Source organism: Maritimimonas sp. 2405UD52-3, assembly GCF_056591715.1.
The window spans coordinates 48,926-70,878 of the sequence record NZ_JBWQOL010000004.1 but is presented as its reverse complement, the minus strand read 5'-3'; the positions used below and the strand labels follow the sequence as shown (position 1 = coordinate 70,878).

The following is a 21,953-nucleotide window of genomic DNA, read 5'->3' as shown; positions in this document are numbered from 1 at the left end:
ATGATCAAACCACTGTATATGGTCCTTTTTCTTCTAATGGCTTTCGTTAGCATGTCATCAACATTGCCTGAAGAAATACCCGTAAACGTATTAGTGTTTTCTAAAACTACCGAATTTAGGCACAAATCAATTCCAACAGGAAAGGCGTTTTTAAAAAAAATGGCACAACGAAATAAGTGGAACATTGTGTTTTCAGAGGATGCCGATCTTTTTTCAAACGATGGAATGAACAGATACGATGCACTTGTTTTTTTGAATACAACCGGTGACATTTTAGATTCTTTACAACAAGAAGGTTTAAAAAATTATATGGCGCAGGGCGGTGGATTTGTTGGTATTCATGCGGCTTCAGATACTGAACATCAATGGCCCTGGTATAACGAAATGATCGGTGCCTCGTTCGATAACCATCCGAAAGTTCAGACAGCTACCTTAAAAATAAATAAAGAGTCAAAGCATAGTGCCATAAGTCATTTAAATAATAAGGAGCAGTTTAAAGATGAATGGTACAATTTTAGAAAGCCTGTAGCGAAACATGTGAACGTTCTGGCCTCCCTTGATGAGACATCTTACGAAGGAAAAAAAATGAACATGGATCACCCTATTATATGGTATCATTATTATGACGGTGGTAAAGTCTTCTATTCAGGAATAGGGCACACCATTGAGGTCTACAATGATCAAAGATTTTATCAACTTATTGAAAAAGGTATTCTTTGGGCATCTGATCAATCAGAGGTCATTGGAGCATCAACAAAATGGACGCCACTCCTAACCGAAAGTCTACACGAAAATTGGGACGTGTTTATTGGGGCTCCGCATGCCTCTGTAAAAGATCTAAAGAATGTTGATCCGCAAAGCGATGGAAAAAATTCAAGCGCCTTAGGCCTCAATAATGATCCTAAAAATGTATTCTCTATAAAAAAAGATGGCAATGATCAGATGGTACATATCTCTGGTGAGATCTATGGAGCGCTAACAACTAAAGCTCAATATAAAAACTATCATTTAAAAATGGAATTCAAATGGGGAGATAAAAAATGGGAGCCTCGCTTACACCGTAAAAAAGATAGTGGTATATTATATCACTGCACCGGCCCTTTTCGTAAATTTTGGAATGTCTGGATGCAGTCACAAGAGTTTCAGGTTCAAGAAGGTGATGTAGGAGATTACTACAGTTTAAAAAATGTTGAAATAGACATTCCATCTATAAAAAAAAGCGGTTCTAAAGAATTCGACTATACCCCTACTGGAACAAAAGAAACTTTTTCTGGTGTGACAAATAAATATCCAGGTCATTGCAATAAAGGTTTTGATAATGAAAATCCGCAAGGTGAATGGAACACCCTCGAACTTATTTGTTTTGAAGACACTAGTCTGCATATTGTGAACGGAAAAGTTGTTATGGTACTTTATAATTCTAAAATGCTCAATTCTAAAAATCAACTAGAACCATTAACAAAAGGACAAATTCAGATTCAATCTGAAGGAGCAGAGGTATTTTATAAAAATATTCAAATCAAAAATATTAATGCCATCCCAAAAAAATTTCAGAGACAATTGTAAATTCGACAGAGAATTCAATTCGATCTATTAATTGAATGGAGGCCAAATCTGAATAATCGTTTTAAACTTAAATATGAAAAAAGTAGTAACCTTTGGAGAGATTATGCTAAGATTGGCACCTCCCGGGTTTTTAAGATTTTCACAAGCATCTAGCTTTGATGTTGTATACGGTGGAGGAGAATCTAATGTAGCAGTCTCCTTAGCAAATTATGGTGTTCCAGTTGATTTTGTGACACGTCTACCAAATAATGATATCGGTCAATGTGCCATGATGGAACTGCGTAAACGAGGTGTTGGAGTCGATAAAATTGTCTATGGAGGTGATCGTTTAGGAATTTACTTTTTAGAAACCGGTGCAGTAAGTCGCGGTAGTAAAGTGGTTTATGACCGTGCCCATTCTGCGATCGCTGAGATTAAATCAGGAATGATTGATTGGAATTCTGTTTTTCAAGGCGTCTCTTGGTTTCATTGGACGGGAATCACCCCTGCAATATCACAAGGAGCAGCTGATGCCTGTTTAGAGGCCGTAAAAATGGCTAGTGCCAAAGGCATTACCATTTCTACCGATTTAAACTATCGTGCTAAATTATGGAAGTACTGTGACGATAAAGTCAGAGAAAAAATAATGACGGAACTCACTTCATATTGTGATATTGTCTTAGGGAATGAAGAAGATGCTGAGAAGCATTTTGGTATTCATCCTGAAGGTTTAGATGTTCATAAACATGGCCATGATGTAAAAGCAGAAGCCTTTTTGTCTGTTTGTAAACAAATGATGGAAAAATTTCCAAGAGCAAAAAAAGTCATTACAACGCTTCGAGGTTCTATTTCTGCATCTCATAATACCTGGGCCGGAGTACTTTATGATGGTTCTAAAATGTACGAAACACGTCAATATCAAATAACAGATATTGTAGATCGAGTAGGTGGAGGAGATTCTTTTATGGGAGGTTTAATTTATGGCTTACTCAAATATCCAGATGATGATCAAAATGCGTTAGATTTTGCGGTGGCAGCCTCATGTCTGAAACACACTATTAAAGGTGATGCCAATTTGGTAACGGTAGCGGAAGTAGAAAAATTAATGGGAGGTGATGCTTCTGGTAGAGTAGCGAGATAAAAATTAAAGAATGGCACAATTTTCAAGAATAGAGGTGGCAAATTTAATGAAGGAACAGGGTATGGTTCCTTTGTTCTATCATCCAGATATCGAATTAGGTAAGAAAATTTTAAAGGCCTGTTATGACGGCGGTTCAAGGTTGCTTGAATTTACTGCTAGGGGAGATTTTGCCTATAAAGTATTTCATGAACTTAATACGTATGCGATTAATGAGTTACCAGGTATGGTTATGGGTGTAGGTTCAATTACTGATGGAGCAGCAGCATCCCTTTTTATGCAGATGGGTGCAAATTTTATTGTAACACCTTCGTTGCGAGAAGATATCGCAATGGTCTGTAATCGACGAAAGGTTTTATGGTCACCTGGATGTGGTTCGTTAACAGAAATAAATAAGGCGGAAGAATTAGGCTGTGAGATTGTGAAATTATTTCCAGGGAGCACTTATGGTCCTGGATTTGTCAAGGCCATTAAAGGCCCACAACCGTGGACGAGTATAATGCCAACAGGTGGCGTCAGCACTGAAGAGTCTAACTTAAAAGCATGGTTTGATGCAGGAGTTACCTGTGTTGGAATGGGTTCTAAGCTCATTAGTAAAGAAATCATCGCAAGCAAAGATTATTCAAGATTGGAAAAAACAGTAAGAAGCACACTCGCCTTAATCAAAGAGTTAAAGAGTTAAAAAATCATGAAAACATTTATCACAGGTGACTTTCTACTGCAAAATGATTTTGCAAAGAAACTCTACTTTGACTATGCAGAAGAGCTACCCATTATAGATTATCATAACCATCTTCCTTCAAAAGATATTGCTGAAAACAGTGTATTCGAAAATATAAGTCAAGTTTGGCTCGCCGGAGATCACTATAAATGGCGTGCAATGCGGGCCTTTGGAATCGATGAAAAATATATCACTGGTGATGCCACCGATCAGGAAAAGTTTTTAAAATGGGCTGAAGTGGTTCCTTACACCATAAGAAATCCGCTTTATCACTGGACACATTTGGAACTTAAGCGTTATTTCGATATCGATGAGCTTCTAACCCCTGAAAATGCTACATATATCTATGATAAGACAACTGCATTGCTACAAGATCCTACTCATAGTACTTTAGGACTTTTAAAGCATCATAAGGTTGAGGTGCTATGCACCACCGATGATCCAACAGATACCCTTGAGCATCATTTGACAGTTCAAAAGAAGAATAGCTCCATAAAAATGCTTCCAACCTTCAGGCCTGACAAGGCATTTGCAGTTGAAAATGGACCAGCTTATTTGGCCTATCTTAAGAAATTGGAATATACAGTTGAAAACGAGATCGATTCTTATTCCGATTTATTAGTTGCCCTTGAAAGCAGAATTAATTTCTTTCATTCAGCCGGTGGAAGGCTTGCTGATCATGGTTTTGAACAATTATATCATTTTGAAGTTGACAAATTCGATTGTGAGACGCTATTCAATAAATTAAAAAATCATCAGGAGCTAACTAATGAGGAAGTTCATTTTTTCAAAATGAATACGCTCCTTCATCTCTCAAAGTGTTATCATAAGTATGGATGGGTCCAACAGTTTCATTTAGGAGCTCTGCGAAACAATAACAAGAGATTACTTTCTCAATTAGGTCCTGATACCGGATTTGACTCCATAGGAGATTTCTCACAGGCACGTGCCTTGAGTAATTTCTTCAATACTTTAGATAGCACAGATCAGCTTAGCAAAACAATAGTCTATAATCTGAACCCTTCAGATAATGAAGTATTTGCGACCATGGTAGGTAATTTTAATGATGGGTCGACTCGCGGTAAAGTTCAATTCGGGGCAGCTTGGTGGTTCTTAGATCAAAAAGATGGTATGGAAAAACAATTGAACACGCTCTCAAATATGGGTTTACTGAGCTGTTTCGTGGGAATGTTAACAGATTCTCGTAGTTTTCTGTCTTTCCCCAGGCATGAATATTTTAGGCGTATTTTATGCAATACTATCGGCAAGGATGTTGAAAACGGAGAGTTGCCTAATGATGAAAAATGGCTTGGTAAAATTGTAAGCGATATTTGTTATTACAATGCCAAGAATTATTTCAACTTTCAATAATTATAAAAATGTAAACCTGTGAAACAAGTCAATTGGGGTATCATTGGTTGTGGCGATGTTGCTGAAGTCAAAAGTGGGCCTGCTTTTAATATAGTAGAACAATCAAAACTCATAGGAGTAATGCGTCGAGATGCTGAAAAAGCGCGAGATTTTGCCGAGAGGCATCAAGTATCTCAATGGTACGATTCGGCAGATGAACTCTTAAAAAATAAAGACATTAATGCTGTTTACATTGCTACACCTCCATCTTCACACCTCGAATATACCTTAAAGGCTTTGAAAGAAAATAAAAATGTCTATTTAGAAAAACCCATGGCATTAACCACAACAGAAGCAGCAATTATTTGTGAGGCTGCTGCTAAAAGTAATGCTAAATTGACGGTCGCTCACTATCGCCGGAAACTTCCCGCTTTCTTAAAAGTAAAAGAGCTATTAAAACAAGGAGCCATAGGGAAACCGTTATTCGCTGACCTACAAATATTACAGCCAAACAAATCAACTATTATTGCCAATACTGAGAACAACTGGAGATTAAATCCTAAAATTTCAGGAGGTGGGTATTTCTATGATTTAGCACCTCATCAAATTGATTTGATGTATCATTATTTTGGACCTTTTGATAAAATTGAAGGATTCTCGCACTCAGAAAACAGTCTTGATTTTGTTGAAAGCATTGTCAATGGCATCATTAATTTTAAAAACGGATTTCAGTTTAGAGGTGTTTGGAATTTTACTAGTGCTAGAAAGAACCAAAAGGACGAATGTATTATTTACGGTACACAAGGAAGTATTCGGTTTTCTTTTTATGGAGAAAAGGTCAATCTTTCAAACGAAACGGGTGATGAAGTATTCAAATTCAAAAATCCCAAACATATTCAACAACCTATGATTACGGCCGTTGTTGATTATTTTTTAGGCAAAGGAGAGAATCCGTGTACGGCAGAAGAGGGTTTTTTAGTAATGCAAGCCATGGAGAAACTATCAGGCAGAATTTACAATTAAGTTATTTTTAAAAACCGAATTGTCTGGGTAGCCAAAGACTCAACTCCGGGAAATAGGTGACTAAAAACAGTGAAATTATCATGGCTATGAACAGAGGTAGTAATGGCTTTACTACCTTTTCTATGGATGTTTTGGCGATACCTACTCCTACAAAGAGTACAGATCCCACGGGTGGGGTACAAAGTCCAATACACAAGTTCAAAACCATTATAATTCCAAAATGTATGGGGTCTAAACCTAGTTCTGTAACTACCGGTAAAAATATTGGTGTAAAAATGAGTACTGCCGGTGTCATATCCATAAAGATTCCCACAAAAAGAAGTAGCACATTTATAATGAGTAGGATAATAATGGGATTATCACTTAATGCCAAAAGTCCGGTGCTAATTTCCTGTGGTATATTTTCATAACTCAATGCCCATGACATACTCATTGAAGCACCGATCAATAACATTACAATTGCTGTGGTCGCCGTAGAATTTAGTAAAATCTGTGGCATTTTAGGTAGTGTAATCTCTTTGTAGAAAAGACCTAATAAAAAACTATATAAAACGGCTATTGCAGATGCTTCTGTTGCGGTAAATATGCCTGTTACGATACCCCCTATAACAACTACCAACATAAAAAGACTTGGTAGTGCATCAATAAACGTTTTGAAAATTTCTTTCAAACTACTACGCTTACCCGTTTTATACCCTTTCTTCTTGGCCCATACTAAGGCTACTATCATCAGAAATAATCCGGTAAGAATACCGGGAATATACCCCGCCAAAAATAAGGCAGCAATAGAAACACCTCCACTGGCCAACGAATAAACTATTAATACATTACTTGGAGGAATGACCAATCCGGTTGTAGCAGCAGTAATATTTACAGCGGCTCCGAATTCTTTGGAGTAGCCTTCTTTTTCCATTTCCGGACCTAAAATACTCCCCATGGCAGAGGCGGCGGCCATAGCAGAACCTGCAATAGCTCCCATCAGCATAGCAGAGATAATATTGATTAGTGCCAGTCCACCCGGTAAGGCTCCAACCAACGTTTTAGCAAAAGCAATGAGCCTGTGAGCGATACCACCCTTATTCATGAGTTCACCAGAAAGAATGAATAAAGGTATAGCCAACAAGGCAAAACTATCCAAGCCTGTTCCTATTCGCTGTGCTATTGTAGTGGCGGCCGGTATAATAGGAATACTAACCATCAATGTCAAAAGTGATGAAATTGCAATACTCCATGCCACCGGTGTTCCAATCGCCAAAAGGTATATGAAGCTTAGTACTAAAACGAGAATTGGTATGTATTCCATGGTCTATTCTTTTTTTAGATTGTCGGAGATTTTATAGTAAATGATCAAAATACCACTTATGGGTATGACAGCATAGACCACGGCAAGTGGTACTTGAAGCGCTGGTGAATTTTGCCCTAATACATACGTAATATAAACCAATCTCGAACCACCAATAACCAGAGCCACCAAACAAAAAAGAATAATCAATATTCGCACAAGAACCATCATGCGCTTTTGAGTTGGTGGTTCGAAGCGTCTCGGCAGTACATCAATAGCGACATGCATATTTCGTCCAGAAACGTAGGCAGCCCCAAGGATACCTATCCATATCATTAAATAACGTGCCAATTCATCCGTAAACGAACTTGGAGACCCCAAAATATAACGACTGGCTACTTGCCAAAGCACATTTATGACCATTACTCCCATAAGGATGATCAGAAAATTAGCGACGATCTTGTCTAAGGTTTTTCTTAATTGCATGAATTCGTTTTTAGCATTTAATTATTCTGTAGCCTGAATCTGTTTTATAAGATTGTAGAAAGATTTGTCATCTTTATACTTATCATAAGAATCTTTAATTTTATCTGAGAAAAGTGATTTATCAGGCCGAATAATTTGTACTCCCGCCTCTTCAACGGCATGTAGGGCTTCATTTTCTGCTTCTAACCAAAGCTTACGTTGATATACAACTGATGTTTCTACAGCTTCCTTAAGCCAGCCCTGTTCTTCTTTAGATAGTTTCTTCCAAAGATGTGTCCCGGCTAATAATACATCAGGTAAAACTGTATGTTCATTCAATGTATAATACTTGCAAACTTCGTAATGCCTTGACAGGTAAAAACTTGGAGGGTTATTCTCAGCACCGTCAACAACACCTTGTTGCAAAGCAGTGTATAATTCACCCCAAGAAATAGGCGTTGGAGAACCGCCAAGTCCTCGTACCATATCCATAGCTGTTACACTTTCCATCACGCGTATTTTTTGTCCTTTCAAATCTTCTGGTGTATTCACGGGTTTTTTGGTGTAAAAGCTTCTGCTTCCGGCGTCATAATAAGCCAATCCTTTCAACCAATACTTTTCACCATCGTTAAGCAATTGTTGTCCTATGGGGCCATCTAGAACCTTAAAAGCGTGTGCCCTATCGCGAAATAAAAAGGGTAATCCAAGGACCTTCATTTTAGGTGCAAAATTTTCGAGAACTCCAACAGAAACTTTGGTCATATCTAAACTCCCTATCTGCAACAACTCAAGGCATTGCCGCTCTGTACCAAGTTGTTGACTCGGGTATATTTCAAGTTTCATTTTACCATTGGAGAGACGCTCAAGGTCTTGTCCCATTTTTACCATGGCTTTATGAACCGAATGACTGACATCCAGTCCGTGACCCAAGCGCAAAGTTTTTGAGTCCTCAGTTCGAGAGCAAGAATTAACGACACCCGCAAGGAAAATCAGTACTAATAAGTTCTTAAATTTCATGATCGCTTTTTTAATTAGTGCATCTCAATGAGCAAAGGATTTTTTAAATTCTTCGAAAAACGATCTAAATAAGCTTCCCAAGTTGCTTTATTTGTATACTGACCACTTTTTTTCCATCCAAATCCTGCGTAGTAAACGGCTTTGTTGTTTTTGATTTTTATATGAGCGAAAAGATTACTTTCATCTTTTCGATCTATTACATAATGTTCATAGCCAATCATTGCATTTTCCGGAATCACAATAGCCGTCCCTAACTCCGAATCGTCATGAGGTTCCCAGTAACTAACCCAACCATTATCTTGATTAACACCAATTTCACCATCTTTTTCATGAAGGGTAAGTCCGGCAGAGATTGTATCGGTACCATCTAAAGTGATCTTAAACTTCGACAGATTGCTACCATAATCCAATGAAATCATTTTCTCTTCAGATATGGCGTTTCCGTTAGCATCCCAGTTGGCATAGGTCAAAACAAAACTCGTGCGAATGGGTCCTTTGGTTATGGTCTTCCATGTAATGAAATTCTTGGAAACATAATAAGTACTATCTTTTTTAACCGCAACTCCTCCTACTCCCCGGCTCACACCCACATGAAAGTTATCTAAGCCTTCACCTGTATCTTCATGGTAAGTACCTGTACCTGTGGTATATTTTTCATACCATTTGTTGATTATAGAGTATTCGACACGCTTTAACCAAGCATCTATTCCACTTGAAAGCGTGCCTCCTTTCACACCGTCTTCTTTCATTTTTTGTGCTACGGGTCCGTACGTTCTAAAGGCAACACGATTGTTTTCCCAGGCATAATCATCAGTTCTTTCAGGAACAAAACGCGAATAACAGCGCTCATTTTCGGTAACATCTTTTTCCTCAGACATTGGTGCTAACATGACTTTAAAAGTACTTTCCGAATTTGCGCTTATTTTAGGTTGAAATAAAAGAACATCTGCTCTTCCATCGATATTCGAATCAACCAATTGTGAAATAAGTGTATCCTTTGTTTGATCATTTGTAACAATAAGCGTGTGATTTTTCAATTCGACATCTGAAATATCTATTTCAACAGTTTCAAATACTCTGTCCGAATCCAAGGTATTTTTTACTTTCACATAAATATCCTCCTGAGACCTTTTAGAGCACGAAAAAGAACATAAGATCACTAATAAAGAGATAATTTTTCTCATCATCACAATTCGTTTGAAGGTTTACCGATGGTGGCTAAAATACCTCCGTCAACATATAAAATATGTCCATTCACGAAGTCACTTGCTTTAGAGGATAAAAAGATAGCTGCCCCTGCCAGGTCATTTGGATCGCCCCACTTAGCTGCCGGTGTTCGATTGACAATAAAATCATTAAATGGATGTCCATCGACGCGAATAGGTGCTGTCTGGGACGTAGCAAAGTAACCGGGACCTATACCGTTTACCTGTATGTTAAATCTGGCCCATTCGGTTGCCATATTTTTGGTTAACATCACCAAACCGCCTTTCGCCGCCGCATAAGCACCAACTGTATTTCTGCCCAGTTGACTCATCATAGAGCATATATTGATTATTTTTCCTTCCTTTCGCTTCATCATTCCTTTAACAACATGTTTAGAAACGATAAACGGACTTACTAAATCAATGTCTAAAACCGCCTTAAAATCTTCGACCTCCATTTCGGCTAAAGGGGTACGTTTAATGATGCCGGCATTATTAACTAAAATATCTATATGACCTACCTCAGTTTCAATTTTTTTAATGGTATCGATCACTTCTTGTTCATCAGCAACATTGAATTTATAACCTACGGCATGAATACCTTCATTCTTATAGTCAGATACAGCTTTATTAATTTTCTCCTGAGATGAATTCCCGTTGACGACAATCGTTGCGCCGGCTTTCCCTAATCCCATAGCCATGGCCATTCCAAGTCCATGAGTGCTACCTGTAACGAGAGCAACTTTTCCTTTTATATTAAATAAGTCCAACGACATCGTTTATTTTAAATCTGTGATTTGTGCAACATCCATATCTCCATAATCCAAGTTCTCACCGGCCATTCCCCAAATAAATGTATAATTTGAAGTACCTGAACCACAATGAATCGACCATGGAGGAGAAATTACTGCCTCGTGATTATGCATCCATATATGACGCGTTTCTTGTGGTTGGCCCATAAAATGACAGACAGCTTGATTTTCCGGAATGTCTAAATAAAAATAGACTTCCATTCTGCGATCATGTACATGGGCAGGCATGGTGTTCCAAACACTTCCTGTTTTAAGTTCGGTCATTCCCATTTGCAATTGACATGTGGTTATGATTCCGCCTATAATCATTTGGCTTACGGTTCTATGATTTGCTGTTTCTAAGCTCCCTAATTCAATCTTATTGGCATCCTGTAAACTGGTTTTTTTTGTTGGATAAGATGTATGAGCAGGTGCCGAGTTTATATAAAATTTAGCAGGATTTTTGGCATCATCACTTTTGAAAACAACCTCCTTCGCACCTTTGCCAATATATAAAGCGTCTTTATGCTCAATGGTAAAGATTTCTCCATCCACTGAAATGCTTCCTGAGGCACCAACGTTAATTATGCCCATCTCGCGACGTTCTAAAAAGTAATTTGCCTTAAGCGGATCTATCGTTTCCAGTTTTAAATCAGAGGTCGGAACCGCACCACCGGCAATATATCTATCATAGTGTGTGTAAGTAAATTTTATGGCTCCGGTTTGCATTAAGTCATCTATTAAAAACTCTTTTCTAAGTTGAGTCGTATCATATTCTTTTACCGCCTTTGGCCCAGATGCATATCGTGTTTCAAAAATTGTTGACATATATATTTATTTTACTATCAATTAATTATTATTGTGAGCGTCTAATACCCAGTTCAAGACCCCGCAATTCTGCTAAGCCTCGAAGACGCCCAATCCCAGAATATCCGGGATTTATTTTCTTATTTAGATCATCTAACATTTTATGACCGTGATCCGGTCTAAATGGCATGCGAATATCTTTTCGCCCCGATTTTTTTCTCCAGTTTTGTTCCTCAATCAGGGCTTTCATAACACCATACATATCGACATCTCCTTCCAAATGATTCGCTTCATGAAAGTTGCCATGTTGATCCCTTTTTGTGCTTCGAAGGTGTATAAAATGTATGCGATCTCCTAAGCGTTTTATCATACCCACAAGGTCATTATCTTCTCTTACACCAAAAGACCCGGTACAAAAGGTCAATCCATTATTTGGACTTTTGACGGCTTCATACAATTCCTTAATGTCTTGTTCTGTGCTTACTACCCTCGGCAAACCCAATATTGGATACGGAGGATCGTCAGGGTGAATGCACATGAGTACACCTGCTTTTTCAGCACTCGGTATTATTTCTGCCAAAAATTCATAGAGATGCTGCTTAAGTTCTTTAGGCCCAATTGCATTATAAGTAGACAAGATTTGGTTGAATTCTTCTAATGTATATCCTTCTTCGGCGCCCGGTAGACCTGCTATAATATTTCCAATTAATTTTTCCTGGTCTTTTGAGGAAATAGTTTCTAAATAGCTTTTGGCATCTTTTATTTGACGTTCTGTGTAATCGTTCTCAGCACCTGGGCGTTTTAGTAGAAACAATTCGAAGGCAGCAAAGGCATTGGCTTCAAATCGAAGTGCGGTTGATCTATCATCAACCTCATAATCAAGATTTGTACGTGTCCAGTCTAATACCGGCATAAAATTATAGCATACGATATCGATTCCACAAGCTCCCAGGTTTAATAAAGTCTGTTTATAATTTTCAATATAAATTGGATAGTTACCAGATTGTGTTTTTATCGCCTCATGAATAGGAACGCTTTCTACCACTGACCAGGTTAAACCAACATTTTCAATTTCAGATTTACGATTTTTAATTTCGTCAAGAGGCCATATCTCACCATTAGGAATATGATGTAGTGCTGAAACTACACCACTTGCACCGGCTTGTTTGATATCCAATAAGGAGACCGGGTCACTTGGACCGTACCATCGCCATGTTTGTTCTAATGTTAAGCTCATTTACTATTATTAAACTCCGCTGTATGCGGCAAATCCCCCATCAATTGGAATCACAACTCCGGTAACGAACTTTGAACCTTCTCCGCACAACCATAGCGTAGTACCAATTAAATCTTCAGGCTCGCCATATCGTCCCATAGGTGTTTGATCAATAATTTGTTGACCGCGTTGTGTTAAACTTCCATCTTCGTTTGTAAGAAGTGTTCTATTCTGTTCCGTCAAGAAAAACCCCGGTGCCAGTGCATTTACTCTAATACCTACTTTTGAAAAATGAACTGCCAGCCATTGTGTAAAATTTGATACTGCCGCTTTTGCCCCGCTGTAAGCAGGAATCTTTGTTAACGGAGTAAAAGCATTCATTGATGAGATATTTAAAATGCTGCACCCTTCACGACCCACCATATCTTGAGCAAAAACTTGAGTAGGCAGTAGGGTTCCTAAAAAATTTAAATTAAAAGTGAATTCTATACCTTTTGGATCTAAATCAAAAAAAGTCTTGAAGCCCTCCAAGTCGGTTTCAAGATCTTTTTGCTCGAAAAATGGTTTTGACGTTGTCCCTAATGGGTGATTTCCTCCTGCTCCGTTCACTAATATGTCACATTTCCCAAGAGCCTTATTTACTTCGTTTTTGGCTTTAACTAAGGTGTCTTTCTCAAGAACATTCGCTGCCAAACCTATAGCTTTGCCTCCGTTGGCGGTGATTTCTTCTGCTGCCTTTTCAGCAGCATCCTTTCGCAGATCCAACACGGCGATACTATAACCTTGTTCACCAAGAGCCAGGGCTAACCTGCTGCACAAAACACCACCTGCTCCAGTTAATACAACAACTTTATTCATTATCTATTCAATTGTTTTTATGAATGTACGAAATGCTTGCTAAAAATAACAGACATAATATCGTTGGGCATCCTGCCCTATCATGTTATATGTGTATGCAGATCAAACAAAATTTCTTGTAAGTCGTAGTATTCAAGATACTTTTTAATCCTGACACCCTATTAGAGAGCCATTGAACATTATAGTACAGGACAGTCCAATACATTCAATATCCTAATTTCATCATAATAAAATAACTACGTAAAATAGTAATCATGACTAATGATGCGATTTCTCGCTTTACATTTTGCCTTGTGAATAGTTAGTTTATATATTGAAAATGAGTAATAGTATGAAGATATTCACTATGACAAATAATTATTACACTTTATAAATTATATCTTTATAAATTGATGAAGTTCTTTACATTCAATATAGCTATATATGTCATAATTGCTTGCATGCTCTCTTGCAAGAATAATACTGAATCTTCAAAAATAGCAATAGAGGTTCTTTCAAAAATTCCTGATGGAATTGACACGCCAAAAGACATGGTTTGGATACCAGGTGAGATTTACGAACGAGGGGCAGCGTTGGCCGATTCGCTTGCACGTTTTGATGAAAAACCAATTCATACTATTGCAGTTGATGGTTTTTTTATGGATGTAACCGAAGTAACGAATGCGCAATTTCAAAAATTCATAGATGCTACAGGATATGTAACAACTGCTGAAAGAAAGGTAGACTGGAATGAACTAAAAAAACAGCTCCCTGAAGGGGTAGAAAAGCCACATGATTCGCTGTTGCAACCGGGGTCACTTTCATTTCATTGCAACTCGCGTGAAGTTATTAACCTTAATGATTATTCGCAATGGTGGCAATGGAAGCTTGGTGCCAATTGGAAACACCCTGAAGGAAAGGAAAGTACTATTTCTGGAAAAGAGAACTATCCAGTTGTTCATGTATCCTATGAAGATGCTCAAGCATATTGTAAATGGGCAAACAGAAGATTACCTACAGAAGCAGAATGGGAACTGGCAGCCAGGGGTGGACGAAAAAATATGATTTTCCCTTGGGGAGATGATGAAACATTATTATACAGTCATGCTAATACCTGGCAGGGTGTTTTTCCAACGGAAAATTCTAATAAGGATGGGCATGAACGATCAGCACCTGTGAAGTCATATCCTCCGAATCCATATGGCTTATATGATATGGCCGGTAATGTCTGGGAGTTTACTCAAGATTGGTATGACTATAATTATTACAAAAAGTTAGCACAGGTGAACGACATACAAAAGAACCCGGTTGGTCCTGAGGTGCCATTTAATCCAAACAATCCATATGCCAAGGAAAAAACGATACGAGGCGGTTCATTTCTATGTCATGATTCCTATTGTGCCAGTTATAGAATTTCTGCTAGAATGGCCTCTAGTATTGACACCGGTTTAGAACATCTTGGATTTAGAACCGTGGCTACCATCGATATGCTAGAAAGTAAACATTAAGAAAAATGGATATTTTATAAAATAAAATCTTAAAAATTTTTCAATATAAAGTGAAATTAAAACACAAAAGATTTTAAACTATTTGAAAATTAGAGCGTCTAATAATGTAATAACCCGTTATGAATAAAAATGTTTTATGGTCTCTACGTCTTGGGTATTCTTCGCGCCAAGCTACATTGATTGATAAGAATGGTATCTCAAAATTCTTAAAAACATCTTTTACATCAAAGGTTGACAAAACCCTTCCTACATTTCTTGAAGATTTTCCAAAGACCTTTATAGAATATCGTGAACTCAGAAAAGTATATAGAAATGGTTCACCTGAAGAAAAGAAAGCATTTAGAAAGAAATACCAAAATGCAAATGCGTTGAAAAGTTGGTGGATTGACAAAATGCGTTCTGAAGATTTTCCTTTAAGAGAAAAAATGGTTTGTTTTTGGCATAATCACTTCGTATCAGCTGCACAGAAAGTTAAAAATACATATTGGTTGTATGAACATCATATGATATTACAAGAGCATGCATTTGGTAACTTTAGAGAGTTGACAAAGAAAGTCGTAAAGAGTAATGCAATGGTGCGCTATCTCGATAATACCGATAATAAAAAAGGTAAGATCAATGAGAATTTAAGTAGAGAATTACTAGAATTATTTACTCTTGGTATCGGAAACTATACCGAAAATGATATTAAGAATGGTGCAAAAGGGCTGGCTGGGCTTGGATTGGGAACCAAAGGTGCTCAATACAGGAAGCGACAACAAGATGACAGCATCATCACCTACTTTGGTAAAAAAGGTAATTTCAAGGCAGATGAACTCGTAGATATAATTTTCGAACAAGATAACATTCCGTACCTCATTACCGAGAAAATTTTAAAATGGTTTATTTATGATATTCCTTCGGAGGAGCAAATAAAGTATTATGGAGATTTTCTTAAAAAGAAAAATTTTGAAATTCGTCCATTCTTGCTAAAACTATTTACCGAAGAATATGAAAAGGAAAATGCAGGTACTAAGATTAAAGATCCTTTATCTTTTATATTACAACTGTTGGATGAATTGTCATTAAACGAAGTCCGGTCGAATGCTATTGTTGCTTTTTTAAGACAACATAGTATGGATCTCTTTAACCAGCCCAATGTAAAAGGATGGGATGGGGGTCAATCATGGCTGACTCCACAGACATATCTACAGAGAACAAGAACAGTTGATTTACTGTGCAGAGGCTTTAATATTGATAAAAAAGGCAAGGCGGTTATGGCTAAAAAGATGAAACCGGTAAAATTCAAACCAAAAATAACACTTAGTGATACAGCTACTGATAATAAAAAGATTATTAGTGAAATGTGTGATCGACTGTTATTTGAAGTGAACAACTCTTCTAGAGAAGACATGGAAACTTTATTAAAATATGACTTTGATCCAAAAAGTATGGGTGCGCAAAATGCATTGTTGCGACTATTTAATTATATCGCTAAAACTCCTGAATTTCAGCTCGTTTGATGTGAGAATATTAATTATAGGTTTATGAAAAGAAGAAATTTTTTATCCATTACAGGAACATTTACAGGCGGAGCACTTTTATTACCGGAGTTCTTACATGCCTTTGGCACTATAGGCAATGAGAAAACGTTGGGTGCTGCAAATGAGTGCTTGGTATTCGTTCAACTTAATGGAGGGAATGATGGCCTCAATACTTTTATTCCATTTGATGACCCCTTATACTATGCGCTAAGACCAAAAGTCGCTTTAGCTAAAGATGCAATTATCAGTAAAAATAAAGGAATGGGCTTCCACCCTGCGCTAAAAGGTTTTGCAGACATCCAGCAAAATGGCGATTTATATGTACTACAAAATGTTGGTTATCCGAATCCGAATCGTTCTCATTTTAGAAGTCAAGAAATTTGGCAAACGGCCTCAGATGCAAATCAATACCTAACAAATGGTTGGCTAGGAAGATACTTGGATTTACAGTGCAGAGATCATCAACCAACGGCAGGTATTAATATTGATTCTATAGATAACCTCGTATTAAAAGGTGAGGAACCCAATTCAATAACGGTAAAAAATCCAGGCAATTTTAAAACCCGTAAGAAGTATTATTCCAAATCAAAACTGGCTGAAAATCCGCAATTGGACTTTGTACTAAAGGTAGCTGAATCAGTATCTGAAGGATCTGAGGACATACAAAAAGCGCTTTCAAAATCTAAAGATGATATCTCATATCCTAAAACAGCCTTGGCGAGAAACTTAAAATGGATTTCAAGGCTTATTAAGGGGAATCTAAATTCTAAAGTGTACTACACCTCATTAGGTGGTTTTGATACTCATGACAACCAATTACCACTTCATAACAGAAAACTCACTGAACTAAATGGAGCTGTAAAAAGCTTCTACGATGATTTAAAAAGTGTAAATCTAATGCAAGGGGTCACGCTCGTTGTCTTTTCTGAATTTGGCAGAAGGGTTAAAGATAATGGTAATGGAACTGATCACGGTACTGCGGCTCCTATGTTTATAATCAACGGTAATTCAAATGGTAAGATTATAGGTAAAAACCCCAATTTGACTCATTTAGATAAAGGAGATTTAATTTTTGATATCGATTTTAGAAGTGTCTATGCGAGCTTATTACAAGATAAAATGAGTTTTAATCCTTCACAATTGGGTATCAATAATAGCCCTATTCAAAACTTATTTTCTTAATAAAAACCTATTAAAATCAAAATAAATGGGTTTAAAATCAGGGATTGATCCTAAGAAATTTAAGACACAAGTAAAAGGAAAAAAGACCGCCCTTTATTGGTTAAGGAATAAAAATGGGCTGGAAGTTGTATTTACGAATTATGGGCAACGCTTGGTATCTTTATTAGTTCCTGATAAAAATGGAGCCTTTGATAATATTGTTTTAGGTTATTCGAATATAGAAGAAAACATGAAGCATAGTGATTCTTATTTCGGAGCAGTTATTGGTAGATATGCCAATCGAATAGCTGAAGGAAAATTTCGCATTGATAATCAAGAATATTCATTGGAAACAAATAATGGAAACAACCATTTGCACGGTGGTACTCACGGATTTCATAACGTTGTTTGGGATGCAAATCAAATCAGTACGAATGAAATTGAATTCAATAGAGTCTCAAATGATCAGGAAGAGGGATATCCTGGAAATTTAGAAGTAAAAGTCAACTATCACTTATCAGATGATAACGAATTATATATTCATTATCATGCTACTACAGACAAAACAACCATAATCAATCTTACGCACCACACATTTTTCAATCTAAAAGGTGAAGGCAAAGGCACGATCAACGATCATCTACTAACTTTAAATGCCGATCATTTTACTCCAATTGACCGAAATTTAATCCCAACAGGTGAGATAAGAACAGTTGCAGGAACACCATTCGATTTTAGATTCAAAAAAGTAATTGGTGAACATTTAGGAATAAAAGATCAGCAGCTCTCATATGGAAATGGCTATGATCACAACTTTGTTCTAAATACCCATACTACGAATGAAAAAGGGTTGAATTTTGCCGCGAGGGTTGAGGAGCCTGCTAGTGGTCGAATTTTAGAAGTTTTTACCAGTGAACCGGGAGTTCATTTTTATGGAGGTAATTTTCTTGACGGAAAAACAGATAGAAAAAAAGGAGTATTGCATTCCTATAGAAGTGCCTTTTGTTTAGAAACCCAGCATTTTCCGGATAGCCCAAATAAATCAAATTTCCCTTCAGTCCTACTCAAGCCAGAAGAGCGCTACTCTTCCATATCGGTCTACAAATTTAGAGTGGGTTAAAACCGCTTGAACACGCACTTTTTCGGTTGTTCCCTTTTACAAATTGTGGTGCATTGGTTTTTTTACATTTCAATCTTGATATTCAGGATTTAATTGCTTCGGAATTGGTGCCTTTGTTTCATCCCACCATTTTCTAAGATAATTCAACATTTCTTCTGTTTTCTCAGGTTCTTTTGTTGCAAGATTATTTCTTTCCCCGATGTCTTGCGCTAAGTTATAAAGTTCAACTTCATCATTTTCAAAATAATAGTGTAGCTTCCAGTTCTTATATCTTATTACAGAACCTGGTCTTGTTCTGAATAATGAATCACGGTTTTCATTATCATGAACATTATATGCTTGCAAATAAATAGGGAAATGCCAATATAGCGGACGGTCTAATGTATCCTCTTTTTCCTCTAAAATTAGAGAAAGATCAGTTCCATCTAATTTTAATTGATCATTATTGATTCCGGCATAATTTAAAATAGTTGGAAATATATCCAGATTCGTAATGGGCACTTCACTTGTGGAATTTGCTCTTATCCTGTCATTCATTACAAAGAAAAAGGGTTCTCGAATACCTCCTTCATAATAACTTCCCTTACCTGCTCTTAAGGGATATTGTTGGGTAATACCATATAAACCGCCATTATCAGAAGTGAAAACAATAAAAGTATTGTTGAATATCCCTTTTTCTTTTAATTTTGAAACCAACAACCCAATATTTCTATCGAGATTTTCCACCATGGTGGCATAATCTGGATTTCCTTGACCATTCCAGGTAGGTTTTTGCTTATATTTTTCTAATAGCTCATTTATGGGTTGTATTGGCGTATGTACAGCATAGGGGGCGTAATTAAGAAAAAATGGATGTTGTACTGTATCTATAATTTCTAAGGTTTTCTCCATAATTAAATCAGTTAGATGCTGATTTTTTCCACCTTCAATTTTAACATTCTTATACGGTGGATAATAACTATTTGGAAGACCATTATATCCGCCACCAATATTAATATTGAACCCATAATCTAAAGGGTTTTTGCTCAAATGCCACTTTCCGGCATGAAAAGTTATATAGCCATTCTTATTTAATAGTTCAGGAATTACCTTATGCTCCTTAGATAATATTCTTGTATTTTCAGTGGGTATAAGTTTCCGATGCTTCGAAGCTCCTCTTTCAGATGAATTCACCGTGTAAATTCCATGACGAGGCGTCCATTTGCCAGTCATTAAAGAAGCTCTACTTGGAGCGCAATTTGCAGATGCTGCATATCCATTCATAAACACCATCCCTAAACTGGCCAATTGATCAATATTAGGCGTCTCATAATATTCACTACCCATAAATCCTAGATCTTTCCAGCCCATATCATCAACGTTTATGATCACAATGTTGGGTTTATTTTCTATTGATGTGTTATTTCTACAAGAACTGATTGATAACAATAGTGCTACAAAAATTAAAATTTGAAATTTCATGTGAGTACTTTCTAATTTTTTGTGATTATCTAGAGATATGAAAGTTTATTTTCAAAGATCGAGAATATAAGAGCAATAAACAAAATAATAACCGAAGCGCTGAGGAATTAATTGTATGCATTGTTGACGTGAGTAAATAAATTTTCAAAATAGCTAACCAAATTACTCACCTTATCTATTTAGAAAGTGATTAGACAGCTATTCAACGCATTAATGATTTCGGAAAAGTCGTTTTATGTCTTGGTATATTTTATTGTATTGTTCAAGGACCTCTTTATCTCTTTCAGTTCTTTCTGATTCCAAATGTTGCTTATTAATGTTAGGAATATGAAATCTCACTCTTCTTTCTTTTCCATCTGAAAAGGAAATAAACTCTCCCTGTTTTAACCGAAAAAATTCGTCCGATCGAATTTTACTAACCTCCTTCTCTCCTTTGGTAATGCGAGTATCAAAATTCAATGTATGCGTCTTACTAATACTTTTTGTTGGGCGCTTTATTAATTCAAAAAAGCGTTCGTAATATTTAGCGGTATCTGGGTCGTTCACCTTTCCGAAAAATTGATAGGAAAGATTGCTTAAAATAGCTCTACTTGCTTTATCTCCATATAGCAAATCATTCTGAACTTTGTCCTGCAATACATAAATAGTAGCTATATCATAACTCCTTAGTGTTGCTGGAATTCGATGCATATTTAATAAGCGAATAGTCGGTGCCTCTTCCAGTAAAATAAAAGAGTGTCTTTGATTTCGGATGCTCATTTGTTTGATGACGGTATGTATTGTTAAGGCAATTACAGGTGAATGGGCACTTTCAAATTTCGGATTGCTCACTACTGAAATTACAGATGGATTTTCTGAATTATTAATATCCAATGAAATCTCATCTGCCGAGAGCACATAAAAGATACGCTCGGTGCTAATCTTTTTTAATCCGTTCGCTAAAGTACTCAACACTCCAGCAGTCTGTCTTTCGGAATCTTTTCCCAATAAAAATGCGCTTGCTAAAGCCTTGGACGTTGAGTTTGAACTCACGAAATTCATCAAACTTTCTGAATCCAAATATTGATAAATAGCAATCAAATGTGGTAATGTGGAATAGGATGGGTAATCCGTTTTTAATTTCCAAATGAGGGCTCCAAGCAAGCCTTCTGCAGCGTCATGAAAGAATTGTGTCGGTCCTGAAACATTTGTGTCTTTTAATTCCAATAAGTTATGTAATAATACTCGTGATACTTCATTCACACTCTCAACATCAGGAATATATCTGGGCGCAATAGGATTGACTCTGGAGTGCATCTGATCAAACGAAACAATATGAAAAGGTATTTCCTTGCCATTGAATAAGGGAAGTGCCATTTCTGTGATCTCGAAGTTTTTATAATCATAGATAATCCCTGAAAATTGCTCCTTACAAAAATGCTTTAAAAGGGGATAGACGATAGATTCCGTTTTACCGCTACCTGCAGATCCGATAATCGAAACTCCGCGTCGAATATTATTCAATACCAGGTCTTTTCCTTTTGTTTTCAATCGTACTTGAAACCGTTTATTAGGGATACTTTCCGGTTCTTTTTGTAATAGGCCTAAAAGTGCTGAATTGATCCCGAAAAAAGGGATATAGCCATAAAGTAATAATTCTAAAAAGTATTCCTGAAATACCTCGAAACTGATCCACCCTAGTAATCCGATACAGGTACAATTCAGCCAAAAACCGTGCTCTACCTTTTTAATGATAAGAGCCAAAGTGATACTTCCGAATATGTAGATTATAAGAATAGGCATA

19 protein-coding genes are annotated in these 21,953 nt (G+C 36.8%); 9 read left to right on the top strand and 10 right to left on the bottom strand.

What is annotated here, in order from left to right:
* The 5 genes from AC1EU5_RS10590 (at position 1) to AC1EU5_RS10570 (ending at position 5,777) form a co-directional block, all read left to right on the top strand.
* On the top strand, positions 1-1,566 hold the full coding sequence (locus AC1EU5_RS10590) for a ThuA domain-containing protein (RefSeq protein WP_480192360.1): 1,566 nt from the start codon (positions 1-3) through the stop codon (positions 1,564-1,566).
* A gap of 73 nt (positions 1,567-1,639) precedes the next feature.
* A complete protein-coding gene (locus AC1EU5_RS10585) occupies positions 1,640-2,686 on the top strand; it encodes a PfkB family carbohydrate kinase (RefSeq protein ID WP_480192359.1) in 1,047 nt (348 codons plus the stop codon).
* Positions 2,687-2,696: 10 nt separating this feature from the next.
* Positions 2,697-3,365, top strand: coding sequence for a bifunctional 4-hydroxy-2-oxoglutarate aldolase/2-dehydro-3-deoxy-phosphogluconate aldolase (locus AC1EU5_RS10580; RefSeq protein WP_480192358.1), 669 nt, complete (start codon positions 2,697-2,699; stop codon positions 3,363-3,365).
* A 6-nt stretch (positions 3,366-3,371) separates the two neighbouring features.
* Positions 3,372-4,775 (top strand): glucuronate isomerase, encoded by a 1,404-nt coding sequence (uxaC, locus tag AC1EU5_RS10575; RefSeq protein ID WP_480192357.1) that lies wholly within the window; start codon positions 3,372-3,374, stop codon positions 4,773-4,775.
* A gap of 18 nt (positions 4,776-4,793) precedes the next feature.
* The gene (locus AC1EU5_RS10570; protein WP_480192356.1) at positions 4,794-5,777 is read left to right on the top strand and encodes a Gfo/Idh/MocA family protein; all 984 of its coding nucleotides are present in this window, start codon (positions 4,794-4,796) and stop codon (positions 5,775-5,777) included.
* Between the two features lie 7 nt (positions 5,778-5,784).
* Here the strand turns inward: AC1EU5_RS10570 and AC1EU5_RS10565 are convergent, their stop codons facing one another.
* The 8 genes from AC1EU5_RS10565 to AC1EU5_RS10530 all read right to left on the bottom strand — a co-directional run bounded on the left by AC1EU5_RS10565 (position 5,785) and on the right by AC1EU5_RS10530 (position 13,418).
* Positions 5,785-7,080 (bottom strand): TRAP transporter large permease, encoded by a 1,296-nt coding sequence (locus AC1EU5_RS10565; protein ID WP_480192355.1) that lies wholly within the window; start codon positions 7,078-7,080, stop codon positions 5,785-5,787.
* Between the two features lie 3 nt (positions 7,081-7,083).
* The gene (locus AC1EU5_RS10560) at positions 7,084-7,491 is read right to left on the bottom strand and encodes a TRAP transporter small permease (protein WP_480192354.1); all 408 of its coding nucleotides are present in this window, start codon (positions 7,489-7,491) and stop codon (positions 7,084-7,086) included.
* A gap of 75 nt (positions 7,492-7,566) precedes the next feature.
* Positions 7,567-8,541, bottom strand: a complete 975-nt coding sequence (locus AC1EU5_RS10555; protein ID WP_480192353.1) for a TRAP transporter substrate-binding protein — start codon at positions 8,539-8,541, stop codon at positions 7,567-7,569.
* A 14-nt stretch (positions 8,542-8,555) separates the two neighbouring features.
* Entirely contained in the window at positions 8,556-9,725 is a 1,170-nt protein-coding gene (locus tag AC1EU5_RS10550) for a DUF4861 family protein (RefSeq protein ID WP_480192352.1), read from the bottom strand.
* A gap of 2 nt (positions 9,726-9,727) precedes the next feature.
* Positions 9,728-10,522, bottom strand: a complete 795-nt coding sequence (locus AC1EU5_RS10545) for a gluconate 5-dehydrogenase (protein ID WP_480192351.1) — start codon at positions 10,520-10,522, stop codon at positions 9,728-9,730.
* A 3-nt stretch (positions 10,523-10,525) separates the two neighbouring features.
* Positions 10,526-11,365: a 5-dehydro-4-deoxy-D-glucuronate isomerase gene (gene kduI, locus AC1EU5_RS10540; RefSeq protein ID WP_480192350.1), complete on the bottom strand. Its 840-nt coding sequence runs from the start codon at positions 11,363-11,365 to the stop codon at positions 10,526-10,528.
* 28 nt (positions 11,366-11,393) lie between these two features.
* On the bottom strand, positions 11,394-12,581 hold the full coding sequence (gene uxuA / locus AC1EU5_RS10535) for a mannonate dehydratase (protein WP_480192349.1): 1,188 nt from the start codon (positions 12,579-12,581) through the stop codon (positions 11,394-11,396).
* A 9-nt stretch (positions 12,582-12,590) separates the two neighbouring features.
* Positions 12,591-13,418: an SDR family oxidoreductase gene (locus AC1EU5_RS10530; RefSeq protein WP_480192348.1), complete on the bottom strand. Its 828-nt coding sequence runs from the start codon at positions 13,416-13,418 to the stop codon at positions 12,591-12,593.
* Between the two features lie 440 nt (positions 13,419-13,858).
* Here AC1EU5_RS10530 and AC1EU5_RS10525 point away from each other — a divergent pair, with 440 nt between their 5' ends.
* The 4 genes from AC1EU5_RS10525 (at position 13,859) to AC1EU5_RS10510 (ending at position 18,709) form a co-directional block, all read left to right on the top strand.
* A complete protein-coding gene (locus AC1EU5_RS10525; RefSeq protein ID WP_480192347.1) occupies positions 13,859-14,905 on the top strand; it encodes a formylglycine-generating enzyme family protein in 1,047 nt (348 codons plus the stop codon).
* Positions 14,906-15,024: 119 nt separating this feature from the next.
* Positions 15,025-16,407, top strand: coding sequence for a DUF1800 family protein (locus AC1EU5_RS10520; protein ID WP_480192346.1), 1,383 nt, complete (start codon positions 15,025-15,027; stop codon positions 16,405-16,407).
* A 24-nt stretch (positions 16,408-16,431) separates the two neighbouring features.
* A complete protein-coding gene (locus AC1EU5_RS10515) occupies positions 16,432-17,610 on the top strand; it encodes a DUF1501 domain-containing protein (RefSeq protein WP_480192345.1) in 1,179 nt (392 codons plus the stop codon).
* Between the two features lie 25 nt (positions 17,611-17,635).
* Complete coding sequence (locus tag AC1EU5_RS10510) at positions 17,636-18,709, top strand: aldose epimerase family protein (RefSeq protein WP_480192344.1); 1,074 nt, start codon at positions 17,636-17,638, stop codon at positions 18,707-18,709.
* A gap of 69 nt (positions 18,710-18,778) precedes the next feature.
* Here AC1EU5_RS10510 and AC1EU5_RS10505 read toward each other — a convergent pair whose 3' ends face one another.
* On the bottom strand, positions 18,779-20,170 hold the full coding sequence (locus AC1EU5_RS10505) for a sulfatase (RefSeq protein WP_480192343.1): 1,392 nt from the start codon (positions 20,168-20,170) through the stop codon (positions 18,779-18,781).
* Positions 20,171-20,380: 210 nt separating this feature from the next.
* The gene (locus AC1EU5_RS10500; protein WP_480192342.1) at positions 20,381-21,952 is read right to left on the bottom strand and encodes a type IV secretory system conjugative DNA transfer family protein; all 1,572 of its coding nucleotides are present in this window, start codon (positions 21,950-21,952) and stop codon (positions 20,381-20,383) included.
* Position 21,953: the final 1 nt, after the last annotated feature.

What these genes read in the sequence shown, in the direction of transcription:
- AC1EU5_RS10590 (WP_480192360.1), top strand. Translation starts at nt 1, where the DNA reads ATGATCAAACCACTGTATATGGTCCTTTTTCTTCTAATGGCTTTCGTT.
- AC1EU5_RS10585 (WP_480192359.1), top strand. Translation starts at nt 1,640, where the DNA reads ATGAAAAAAGTAGTAACCTTTGGAGAGATTATGCTAAGATTGGCACCT.
- AC1EU5_RS10580 (WP_480192358.1), top strand. Translation starts at nt 2,697, where the DNA reads ATGGCACAATTTTCAAGAATAGAGGTGGCAAATTTAATGAAGGAACAG.
- uxaC (WP_480192357.1), top strand. Translation starts at nt 3,372, where the DNA reads ATGAAAACATTTATCACAGGTGACTTTCTACTGCAAAATGATTTTGCA.
- AC1EU5_RS10565 (WP_480192355.1), bottom strand. Translation starts at nt 7,080, where the DNA reads ATGGAATACATACCAATTCTCGTTTTAGTACTAAGCTTCATATACCTT.
- AC1EU5_RS10560 (WP_480192354.1), bottom strand. Translation starts at nt 7,491, where the DNA reads ATGGGAGTAATGGTCATAAATGTGCTTTGGCAAGTAGCCAGTCGTTAT.
- AC1EU5_RS10555 (WP_480192353.1), bottom strand. Translation starts at nt 8,541, where the DNA reads ATGAAATTTAAGAACTTATTAGTACTGATTTTCCTTGCGGGTGTCGTT.
- AC1EU5_RS10550 (WP_480192352.1), bottom strand. Translation starts at nt 9,725, where the DNA reads ATGAGAAAAATTATCTCTTTATTAGTGATCTTATGTTCTTTTTCGTGC.
- AC1EU5_RS10545 (WP_480192351.1), bottom strand. Translation starts at nt 10,522, where the DNA reads ATGTCGTTGGACTTATTTAATATAAAAGGAAAAGTTGCTCTCGTTACA.
- kduI (WP_480192350.1), bottom strand. Translation starts at nt 11,365, where the DNA reads ATGTCAACAATTTTTGAAACACGATATGCATCTGGGCCAAAGGCGGTA.
- uxuA (WP_480192349.1), bottom strand. Translation starts at nt 12,581, where the DNA reads ATGAGCTTAACATTAGAACAAACATGGCGATGGTACGGTCCAAGTGAC.
- AC1EU5_RS10530 (WP_480192348.1), bottom strand. Translation starts at nt 13,418, where the DNA reads ATGAATAAAGTTGTTGTATTAACTGGAGCAGGTGGTGTTTTGTGCAGC.
- AC1EU5_RS10525 (WP_480192347.1), top strand. Translation starts at nt 13,859, where the DNA reads ATGCTCTCTTGCAAGAATAATACTGAATCTTCAAAAATAGCAATAGAG.
- AC1EU5_RS10520 (WP_480192346.1), top strand. Translation starts at nt 15,025, where the DNA reads ATGAATAAAAATGTTTTATGGTCTCTACGTCTTGGGTATTCTTCGCGC.
- AC1EU5_RS10515 (WP_480192345.1), top strand. Translation starts at nt 16,432, where the DNA reads ATGAAAAGAAGAAATTTTTTATCCATTACAGGAACATTTACAGGCGGA.
- AC1EU5_RS10510 (WP_480192344.1), top strand. Translation starts at nt 17,636, where the DNA reads ATGGGTTTAAAATCAGGGATTGATCCTAAGAAATTTAAGACACAAGTA.
- AC1EU5_RS10505 (WP_480192343.1), bottom strand. Translation starts at nt 20,170, where the DNA reads ATGAAATTTCAAATTTTAATTTTTGTAGCACTATTGTTATCAATCAGT.
- AC1EU5_RS10500 (WP_480192342.1), bottom strand. Translation starts at nt 21,952, where the DNA reads ATGCCTATTCTTATAATCTACATATTCGGAAGTATCACTTTGGCTCTT.